The 9,111-nt window shown below is 67.2% G+C and carries 8 protein-coding genes and 1 pseudogene; 7 read left to right on the top strand and 2 right to left on the bottom strand.

Annotated elements, in window-relative coordinates; translation table 11 throughout:
* Positions 1 to 161: 161 nt before the first annotated feature.
* Positions 162 to 461: a hypothetical protein gene (locus tag ACFYXF_RS51525; protein ID WP_389361320.1), complete on the top strand. Its 300-nt coding sequence runs from the start codon at positions 162 to 164 to the stop codon at positions 459 to 461.
* A gap of 5 nt (positions 462 to 466) precedes the next feature.
* On the opposite strand, the gene ACFYXF_RS51530 is transcribed toward ACFYXF_RS51525, so the two are convergent.
* Positions 467 to 730, bottom strand: a complete 264-nt coding sequence (locus ACFYXF_RS51530) for a hypothetical protein (protein WP_389361322.1) — start codon at positions 728 to 730, stop codon at positions 467 to 469.
* A gap of 130 nt (positions 731 to 860) precedes the next feature.
* On the opposite strand from ACFYXF_RS51530, the pseudogene ACFYXF_RS51535 reads away from it, so the two are divergent.
* Positions 861 to 2,007: pseudogene (locus tag ACFYXF_RS51535) on the top strand (IS110 family transposase).
* A gap of 923 nt (positions 2,008 to 2,930) precedes the next feature.
* Positions 2,931 to 3,374: a hypothetical protein gene (locus ACFYXF_RS51540; protein ID WP_389361324.1), complete on the top strand. Its 444-nt coding sequence runs from the start codon at positions 2,931 to 2,933 to the stop codon at positions 3,372 to 3,374.
* Positions 3,375 to 3,555: 181 nt separating this feature from the next.
* Here the strand turns inward: ACFYXF_RS51540 and ACFYXF_RS51545 are convergent, their stop codons facing one another.
* Positions 3,556 to 4,884 (bottom strand): ISAs1 family transposase, encoded by a 1,329-nt coding sequence (locus tag ACFYXF_RS51545; RefSeq protein ID WP_389361326.1) that lies wholly within the window; start codon positions 4,882 to 4,884, stop codon positions 3,556 to 3,558.
* A gap of 753 nt (positions 4,885 to 5,637) precedes the next feature.
* Between ACFYXF_RS51545 and ACFYXF_RS51550 the strand changes: the two genes are divergently transcribed.
* The 4 genes from ACFYXF_RS51550 (at position 5,638) to ACFYXF_RS51565 (ending at position 9,000) form a co-directional block, all read left to right on the top strand.
* Complete coding sequence (locus ACFYXF_RS51550) at positions 5,638 to 6,591, top strand: D-2-hydroxyacid dehydrogenase family protein (protein ID WP_389361328.1); 954 nt, start codon at positions 5,638 to 5,640, stop codon at positions 6,589 to 6,591.
* An 84-nt stretch (positions 6,592 to 6,675) separates the two neighbouring features.
* A complete protein-coding gene (locus ACFYXF_RS51555) occupies positions 6,676 to 7,128 on the top strand; it encodes a hypothetical protein (RefSeq protein WP_389361330.1) in 453 nt (150 codons plus the stop codon).
* 41 nt (positions 7,129 to 7,169) lie between these two features.
* Entirely contained in the window at positions 7,170 to 7,673 is a 504-nt protein-coding gene (locus ACFYXF_RS51560; protein WP_389361332.1) for a MarR family winged helix-turn-helix transcriptional regulator, read from the top strand.
* Positions 7,674 to 7,899: 226 nt separating this feature from the next.
* The gene (locus ACFYXF_RS51565) at positions 7,900 to 9,000 is read left to right on the top strand and encodes a homogentisate 1,2-dioxygenase (RefSeq protein WP_389361334.1); all 1,101 of its coding nucleotides are present in this window, start codon (positions 7,900 to 7,902) and stop codon (positions 8,998 to 9,000) included.
* The last annotated feature ends 111 nt before the right edge of the window (positions 9,001 to 9,111 follow it).

Here is a 9,111-nt window from a genome sequence, read left to right on the forward strand (position 1 = left end):
GTCCCCTCCACCAGCACCGTGTCGTCCCACGACGCGTACACCTCACGGCTGCCCGACGGATTCCGGAAGAACAGCGTCACACTCTCAGACGTGTAATCCCGCAGTTCAGAACTTGACATGGTCTTTCTCCACTTCGTTGAGCAATGTGACAAGGAGGGGCTGTGGGTTTCGATGAGGATCTCCCGCACGCCTCGGTCGTAGGTGCCCCCGGCGTCCCGGACCGGCTCGTGGACCGCCAGGGCCAGCTGTGGCGGATGCCTTGCAGGGCGTGGTCGATGAGCATGGACGGCATGGGCACGCCGAAGGTCGAGCCGCCGGGGCGGACGAGTTTGGCCAGTGAGGAGCAGTGGTCCGTGTCGCTCACGAGGTCGATCAGTGCGTCGACGTCGTCGGGATGCGCCCGCTGCACCGCCTCCGGAACGGCGAGGGCCGTAGGGTCGATGATCTCGGCCATGCCATAGCACGATCAGGACAGCCCTGCCGCTGAGTGGTTCGACCAGGTCGTCAGGGCGAGACCGGTCATACCGATCGTCTGCAGTGCCGCCGCCATGTCGAGATCCATGGCACCGGGGAGCATGATGCGCCAGTCGCCGCGCGAGAGCCGGCCGTCGATGGGGTTGAGGGCTGCGGTCCGCAGGCTGATCAGCACCTGGCGGGATCCCGGCCGCGGGGTGGGTATCCCGCCCAGGACCGGTGTCTGGCCGTAGTGGTGCACGATCGCCGCACGCATCGCTCTCCTCGCGGACGGGTGGGGGACCGCCCTCGCGGCAAGTGTCGTCCCACCGCCGAGGCTTCGTATCAGCCAGTGCACAGTGCGGATGGCCAGTCATGATCGACCACCGCCGGGCGCCTCCCCCGCTATGTTTTGCGCGGCCCTGCATGAGGGCCACGGGCTCACACCGGCCGGCAAGAAGGTCTTCGACAAGCAGCTGCCCAATAGCGAGCCGAAACTGCGGGCCGTGTTCGACAAGCTGGCCGCGAAGTTCGGCACCGTGCTGGTGATCGTGGACCAGCCGGCTTCGATCGGAGCCCTGCCCCTGACCGTCGCCCGGGATACCCGGCCTGTCCATGCGGCGGATCGCCGACCTCTACCCCGGCGAGGCGAAAACCGACGCGAAGGACGCCGCTGTGATCGCGGACGCGGCACGCACCATGCCGCACACCCTGTGCTCCCTGGAACTGACCGACGAGATCACCGCCGAACTGACCGTACTCGTCGGCTTCGACCAGGACCTCGCAGCCGAAGCCACCCGCACCAGCAACCGGATACGCGGCCTGTTCACCCAGTTCGCCCTCCGCTGGAACGCGTCCTCGGCCCCCGCCTGGACCACCCCGCCGTGACCTGGCTGCTGGAACGCTACGGCTCTCCGTCCGCGCTACGAAAGGCCGGCCGACGCAGGCTGGTCGAGGTGATCCGGCCCAAGGCCCCCCGCATGGCCCAGCGGCTGATCGATGAGGTCTTCGACGCACTCGACGAACAGACCGTCGTCGTCCCCGGCATGGGCACCCTGGACGTCGTGATCCCGTCGCTGGCCCGATCCCTCGCCGCCGTTCACGAACAGCGCCGGGCCCTGGAAGCCCAGATCAAAGCCCTACTGGAGGACCACCCTCTTTCCGAGGTCCTGACCTAATGCCGGGGGTCGCGGTCAGGACCGCCGCAGTGCTGCCGGTAACCGTCGGCGACGGCACCAGCTTTTCCCCAGCGCCGCCCACCTCGCCTCCTACGCCGGCCTGGCCCCGACGACGAAGTCGTCGGGAACCTCGGTCCACGGCGAACACGCACCCTGAGGCGGCAACCGGCAGCAGAAACACGCGATGTTCCTGTCCGCGTTCGCCGCCCTGTACGATCCCGCCTCCCGCACCTACTACGACCGATGCCGGGCCTGCGGAAAGACCCACACGCAAGCCCTTCTCCGCATGGCCCGCCACCGCATCAGCGTGCTGTTCGCAATGCTCCGCGACGGCACCTTCTACGAACCCCGAACCCCCGAAACCGCCCGCGTATGACCCACTCAGCCTTGTGCGCGAGTTCGGTGAGTAGCGCGGCGTGGGCGAGGAGATGCGTCGGCAGCAGATCGGCGGCGGCCGCGCGGACGGCGGGATCCGCTTGTGCCCGCGGTGCACGGACAGGGCGTGGGCGAGCCAGGCGTCGACGTCCTTCTGCACGTACGAGCCGGCCCGCCGGTGAGTTCGTCCCGGGCGGCTTCGTCGCCTTCGCGGGGCTCGGTCTGTTCCAGCGTGCCGAGCTCGCGCAGCGCCTGGAGCTCATCGGCGCGGGCCGCGACCCAGGCGGCTTCGCGCAGCTCGGCTTCCCAGGCGGCGGCGGGCCGCGGCGTCGGCGGCGAGCTCCGCCTGGACGACGTCGTCGGCATCCGGGTCGTAGAGAAGACGGCAACCCCGTTCCGATCATCATCACGTCACGTGAACGACGGGCTGAAGTACCGGACTTGGGGCCCACACGGGCCGCAGCGCCAGCATCGCGATCACAGCGAGCGACGGGCGCTTACTGGGAAAGGCTCAGTGTTTGGCGCAAAGCCCGTTCTCTTGATCGGCCGGACCAGTTGGCCGACCGGAGGTCCTCGGTGGCGGTCCGTCGATCACGACTGGCCATCCGCACTGTGCACTGGCTGATACGAGCGCCGGTCGGCGGGACGATCCTTTTCCCCAACGACAGCCCTCCACCCGTCATCGAGGAGTGCCATGCGCGCCGTGATCGTGAAACGACCACGGACTGACGTCTGTCCTGGGCGACGTGCCGATGGTCCAGCGCTGAGATAAGCAACACGAATCCGGGCCGGATCGGTCGAAAATATTAACGTACGGATTGCCGCGGAAGTTTGCGTGCAATTCTCTAACTGGAACGGAGTGCAATGTCAGCTGTTAGCGAATCCATGATGAAGCAGCCAACGAGACGGCAGAAGGCGCGCTTGATGAAGGCTGGCGCGTTTGCTGCTGCGCTGTCATTCTTTGGACGCCGCACAACAAGCGCGGGCCGGGGCAGACGTATCGCAGCCTCCGCCTTTACCGTGGCCGCCCTGGTGGTCTCCAGCCTCCTAGCGACCACCACGGCCGCCCAGGCCGCCGACCCGTCCGTCCAGATCCGCATATGCAGCAGCGGCGCCGGCGCCGGTTACCGCTTGGGGGGATACAACCAGGACAATAGGTATGCCCAGACGAGTTGGTTCACGGTCGACACGAACCAGTGCTCCCTTGTTCCCGGCCCCAACGGCTGGTGGTGGAGGATAAGTGCCCCCGCCGGCCCATCCCTAGACTGGAGCGCCGGGTCGCTCGGTAGTGGTTTTGAGGTCCTCAACATTAGTGGATACCAGGACGGCCAGACGATCACCTTCACCAAGAGGTACATCGTCTTCTGAGTAAGGGTCGGGGACCAGGACGGTTCAAAGTCCTGGTGATCACGTGAGCTGCACGTCGCGATGGCGTATGACGATGCGTGGTCGGTCCGGTCCGTACGCAACGAAGTTCCGGTTGATGCCGGTGACCGATCAAGTCGCTCGCATCGACCGGAGCTTCGATGTGCTGTCAGTCTGCCAACGTCTATCTGATCAAATCGCCCACCCCGTCAGTACCGGTTGATCGGACCGCTGCCCCTGCGGCCAATGCATCGGACGCAAGTGATTGAAACTCTTCCGGGGTGAGGTGTCCGGGTGTTGGTCCGCCGGGATCCTCAGCGGTTCCGGTGGTACGGCTGGGATGCGCCTCGTGGAACCTGATGGGATCGGGCGACCCCTTCGTCAGCGGCTTCGCCCAGGTCAGCCCCGCAGCCGCAGGACCCACCCGGGTAGTGCGGCAGGACCCAGTCCGGGTCCGCCGACCAGGCCAGCCCGACCCCGGTGCTCCGGTCGTTTGCCCCGCTTGCCGCCGGTGCCGGAGCGGCGCGGTGGTGTCTTGCGGCGCAGCCGCAGCCTGCCGATGGCCAGGTTCCGCAGAGCGGCCATCGCCCGCGGCGCGCTGCCGGTGTGGACGGTGGAGGCGTCCTCGGCGAACACCACATCTCTGATGTGGTGGCTGGAATTTTCGATTCCCCCAGTGCCCGCGGACGTATCCGCCCAGGTCAGCTGGGCTGGCCTGGTGGGTATCGAGGCTGGTGACGGCGTAGACCGTCTCCCGGGTCTGCCGCTTGCCGTTCTCCTGGCGGCGCCGGTGGATGCGCAGGGCCAGCCGGGCTTGAGGAAAGGCGATCCCGCCCAGGTTCGCCGCGATGGCCAGGGTCTTGACCGAGCGGGACTCCCGCCGGCCGTGCCCGGTCCCGGAGACGGTGTGCGCTACCGGCACCTGTTCCCACGGCAGGGTCTTGAGCTGGGCCGACGCGGTCGGCTGGTTTCCCTTGATCACCGCGATGTAGTGGGCCTTCTTCTCCTGCACCAGCCAGCGCACCTGGTCCTTGACGCTGTGCAGGGCGTCGAAGGTGACCACGGTGCCGGTCAGGTCGAGTGGTTCCAGCAGCGGGCGGAAGGCGGCCGTCTCGTTGGTCTTGGCCCTCACCTCCCGCTGGGCCAGGCGCACGGTGGGGGCGTGGGTGACGGCGGACAGCAGGTGACGGTGGCGCTGCTGCCGGTGTGCCGAGCCGGACAGCGCCTTGCCGTCCACCGCGATCGCCGGCCGCGGCGCCGAGTCGGTGGTGCCGGCGTCGGTGTGGTCGTGTCCGGCCAGGTAGGCGCCGATCACGGCGTCCAGGGCATCGCCGTCGAGAGCGGCCAGGAGCCGGGTGAGGGTGGCATGAGACGGTGCGCGGCGACGTCCGGGCAGATGGCGGCGGATGCCGAGGCGTTCCAGCACCGTGGTGGTGGCGCGCTGTCCGCACTCGGTGATCTCGGTGATGGTCCGGGCGCCGGAGACGACTGCGCAGGCGCAGATCAGCAGCAAGCCGACCAGGGGTTATCACCGCCCGCGACGCGAACGCGGGTCGGGGACGCGCCGCAGGTGGGCGCGCAGGCGGCCGGTGTCGTGCTGGTGAATGGGGCCCAGTTTCGCCAGGGCGGCAGGGACCGGGGAGGATGGAGCGGCAGGCACGGGACCTCGATGTGATCAGCTGGCGTAGACACCCTGATGATCACCGGTCTCGTGCCTGTCCTGTTGCGGCGTCAACTCCCGCCGGGTACGGACGATCTACGCGATCCCGGAACTTGCAACCGCGCTGAGTGGAACGACGGCACATCGCGGCACTTCCACTTCCAGTGGAGCGTTCAGTACGTCTTTCAGATCTCGCTGTGACGTCTTGGGGGTCATAGCCCGGGCAGGTTCGCCGGAAACTGGCTGGCAGGCCGGCGCCGCGCCGGACCACGCTGCTGTGCCCCTCATCCCGGTGACCAGCCCCACGTGCACCCGGTTGACCGACGTCGCCTGGTTCACCGACCGCCCGCTGCCGTCCGCCTCGCGTGCCTTCCGGGACCATGTGCTGGGCGCATGGCCGGGGTGAGGAAAGAGCCGCGACGATACGGCCGTATCCTGCGACCTGACTGATCGCCGTGCCATCGCGCCGACGGCTCCTTGCCGAAAGTGAGCCCGGCCTGTTCGAATCAGCCGGACCAGCCTCATCTCAACGCGGTGCTGGGACTTTCACCCGTGAACGGCGCCAGAGACTCGCCCTTGAGGAACCTTGAGGAATCGGAAGCTGCAATGAACGATCTGCGTATCGCGGTACTCGACGACTACCAGCACGTGGCACGGAAGCATGCCGACTGGCACTCACTCAGGGCGCACGTGCAGGTGTTCAACGCGGCCTTCCCCGACGCGGACGCGGTCGCCTCCCAGCTGGCCGACTTCGACGTGGTGGTGGCTATGCGGGAGCGGACGCCTTTCCCGGCCGACGTGCTGCGGCGGCTCGAGCGACTGAAACTGCTGGTGACCACCGGCCCGGGGAACGCCTCCATCGACATCCCGGCGGCCAATGCCCAGGGCATCACGGTCTGTCGTACCGGATACCCCGACGCCTCCGCCACCGCGGAGCTCACCTGGGCGTTGATCCTCGCCGCGGTCAGAAATCTGCCCGCCGAGACGCGGCATGTCCGTGAGGGCGGCTGGCAGATGGGCGTGGGCACCATGCTGGAGGGCAGGACACTCGGCCTGCTGGGCCTGGGCCGGCTCGGCTCCCGCGTGGCCAAGGTGGGCCAGGCCTTCGGTATGGAGACCATCGCCTGGAGCCAGAACCTCACCGCCGAGAAGGCCGCGGAGCACGGGGTGACCGCGGTGAGCAGGCAGGAGTTGTTCGCACACGCCGACGTGTTGTCCGTCCACATCGTGCTCAGCGAGCGCAGCCGGGGCCTGGTCGGGGCGACCGAACTCGCCGCGATGAAGCCCACCGCCCTGTTGGTCAACACCTCCCGGGGGCCCATCGTCGACGAGGACGCCCTGGTCCGCGCCCTGCGGAAGGGGACGATCGGCGGAGCCGCCCTCGACGTGTTCGACGTCGAACCTCTGCCCGTGGACCATGCCCTGCGGACACTGGACAACGCCCTCGTCACCCCGCACATCGGATACGTGACAGAAGGCAACTACAACGTCTTCTACCGGCATGCCGTGGAGAACATCGCCGCCTTCGTCGCCGGCCGGCCGATCCGTGTCGTGACGTGACCTCGGCGCCTCACGAGTCGGTGCGTCGATCCATCGGACCTGCCACAGCAGTATCTGGCCGATCCGCAGCGGTCGGTCGGCGCCATGTACCCGGTAGGGAGCTACACCCATGCCCCGCACGGGTACGCCGGCGACGCCACGGAGGCGATCACCGCCCAGATCGAGTGGTTCGCCCCGGAGGGATTCCGGGACCTGATTGTCGGCGCCGCCGTACGCACTACGCTCGCTTTCGCCGTGTACAACCCGAATTGCGCCAGCGGGAACATCATGACCGGCGCCAAGAACATCCCGCAGCTGCTGGCCGGACCACGCATGACCCGGCATCCCTACGACGTCGGACTGCCCGGGACCTTCCTGTGCTCGGCGGCAACACCCCCCGGCCCGGGCGCACATGGAATGTGCGGCGCCCATGCGGCCGTGCGGGCGCCGAGCCGCCTGCACGGCGGAAGAGGGGGGCAGGGCACGTCTCCGTTCGGTCGCGTACTGAGGGAAAATCACATGAAGGCGCGAAAGCGCGAGGGCGCGCTCGATGTGTGACCTTCTTCCCTCAATGCAGATCGACAGAAACGAAGATGATCATGACGTCAAGCGACCGATCCCAGTCGGCCGAGCTGCTCACCAAGAAGCATCTGCAAGCAGGCCTGGCGTCCGAAGAAGGCTACGTTCGGATGCTTGTTGTCGTGAACCTGCTGCGCACCTCCATGCAGTTGGCGACGCGGTCGGACGCCTACCACCGGCAGTACGGCTGGTCGTGGGCCGGCTTCCGGCTGCTCGTCTTCCTCTGGAGCGAAGGCGACCTGGAGATCAGGCGGCTGGCCGAGCTGACCATGTCGACCCGCGCGGCGGTGAGCAGCGCCGTGAACAAGCTGGAGGCGGCCGGGATGGTGCGGCGTAAGCCCGTCCGGGACGACCGACGGCTGGTCGTCGTACAGCTCACCGACGCCGGCCGGGTCCACATGGAGCCCGCGATGAAGGGCCAGCTCGCCCTGGAGGAGGAGTTGCTGAGCTCCCTCTGTCCGGATCAGCAGCGCCAGCTCATGGAGTTGCTCCGGACGGTGGCCGAGGCCGTCGACACCCGGTGACGGCTGGCGTCATGCGGCCGTGAACAGGGCTCCCATGCCGATGAGCCAAAGGTTTCGAACGCTTCCCTGGACGGCGTGGGAGCCTCATCATGATTCAGATCGTAAAGCGCTTGACGACTTTGGGGTCGACCCATACGGTAGTGGATACGTCAACCGGCTAATTCAAGGGCCGCCGGTGGCCATCTCAGAGCCGCCCGGAATCTATTCACCGAAAGGTGAGACAGCCATGTCTCCATACCGTTCGATCCATCAGGTCAAGCAGGGCCGCACACCCATTCAGGCGCACCGCGACCTCAATGGACTCGTCGAGGACGAGCTGAGTCGGGAAGGATTCGACGGCCCCACGACGCTCTTTTACCGTCAGGGGGATCCGCAGAAGTTCCGCACCGAGGGCCGTTTCCGCAACACCCAGTTCGACAGCAACGTACTCAAGACGAGTGACAGCGTTTCTGCCGACGGTGTTCCCCAACGCCTGTTCTACAACAGCGACCTTTCCATCTGGTCCAGCCGCCGGCAGGAATCCATGCCGTGGCTCTTCCGGAACGTGGACGGCGACGAGGTCTGGTTCGTCCACCAGGGAAGCGGCACGCTCGAGTCGGAGTACGGGGCGCTGAAGTTCGGTGTCGGGGACTACGTGTTCATCCCCAAGGGCTCGACCCGGCGCTGGATCGTCGACGAGCCGCTGAACCTGTTCGGCATCGAGGCCTACGGCGGCCAGCCGCACTTCCCGAACTATTCCGGCCTCGGTCGGCATGCTCCGTTCGACCCCGACCGGCTGAGACTCCCCGTCCTCGGGGACGCCGTCACCGAGCCCGGGGAATATCGGGTCCGGGTGAAGTACGACGGCGAGTACGCCGACGTCGTCTACGAGTCCCACCCGTTCGACGTCCTCGGCTGGAAGGGTGACCTCTACCCCTTCGCCTTCAACATCGCGGACTGGAACGTCATCACGTCCGACACCGTCCACCTGCCGCCGTCGATGCACGTCTTTCTGTCGGGCCCGGGCTTCACCATGCTCAACCTGCTGCCCCGGCCCGCGGAGTCGACCCCCGGTGTGGAGCGGGCGCCGTTCCACCACCGCAACGCCGACTTCGACGAGGTCGTCATCATCCATGGCGGCTCCGCCTTCGGTCAGCCTCTGCCGCGCGGCCTCATCGACCACGCCCCGCAAGGCATCCACCACGGCTGGCCGCAGGAGGTTCACGACGCGGTCAGGGACGCCGCGGACGCCTACGACCGGATCGAGTGGGAGATCATCATGGTCGAAACCCGCAAGCCCCTCCGAGTCGACACGTTCATCGCTGAAGGGGAGCAGGTCAATGCCTAGTGTTCAGCCGCAGGGCTACACGTCTGAGAGTGTGACGCTGTTCTTCCGGAATCCGTCGGGCAGCCGTGAGGTGTACGCGTCGTGGGACGACACGGTGCTGGTGGAGGGGAC

This window comes from Streptomyces sp. NPDC002680, assembly GCF_042889145.1.
Taxonomy (GTDB): domain Bacteria; phylum Actinomycetota; class Actinomycetes; order Streptomycetales; family Streptomycetaceae; genus Streptomyces; species Streptomyces adonidis.

Excerpts from the sequence above, each read along its gene's own strand:
- ACFYXF_RS51560 (WP_389361332.1), top strand. The coding sequence starts at position 7,170 with ATGACGTCAAGCGACCGATCCCAGTCGGCCGAGCTGCTCACCAAGAAG.
- ACFYXF_RS51530 (WP_389361322.1), bottom strand. The coding sequence starts at position 730 with ATGCGTGCGGCGATCGTGCACCACTACGGCCAGACACCGGTCCTGGGC.
- ACFYXF_RS51555 (WP_389361330.1), top strand. The coding sequence starts at position 6,676 with ATGTACCCGGTAGGGAGCTACACCCATGCCCCGCACGGGTACGCCGGC.
- ACFYXF_RS51540 (WP_389361324.1), top strand. The coding sequence starts at position 2,931 with ATGAAGGCTGGCGCGTTTGCTGCTGCGCTGTCATTCTTTGGACGCCGC.
- ACFYXF_RS51550 (WP_389361328.1), top strand. The coding sequence starts at position 5,638 with ATGAACGATCTGCGTATCGCGGTACTCGACGACTACCAGCACGTGGCA.
- ACFYXF_RS51565 (WP_389361334.1), top strand. The coding sequence starts at position 7,900 with ATGTCTCCATACCGTTCGATCCATCAGGTCAAGCAGGGCCGCACACCC.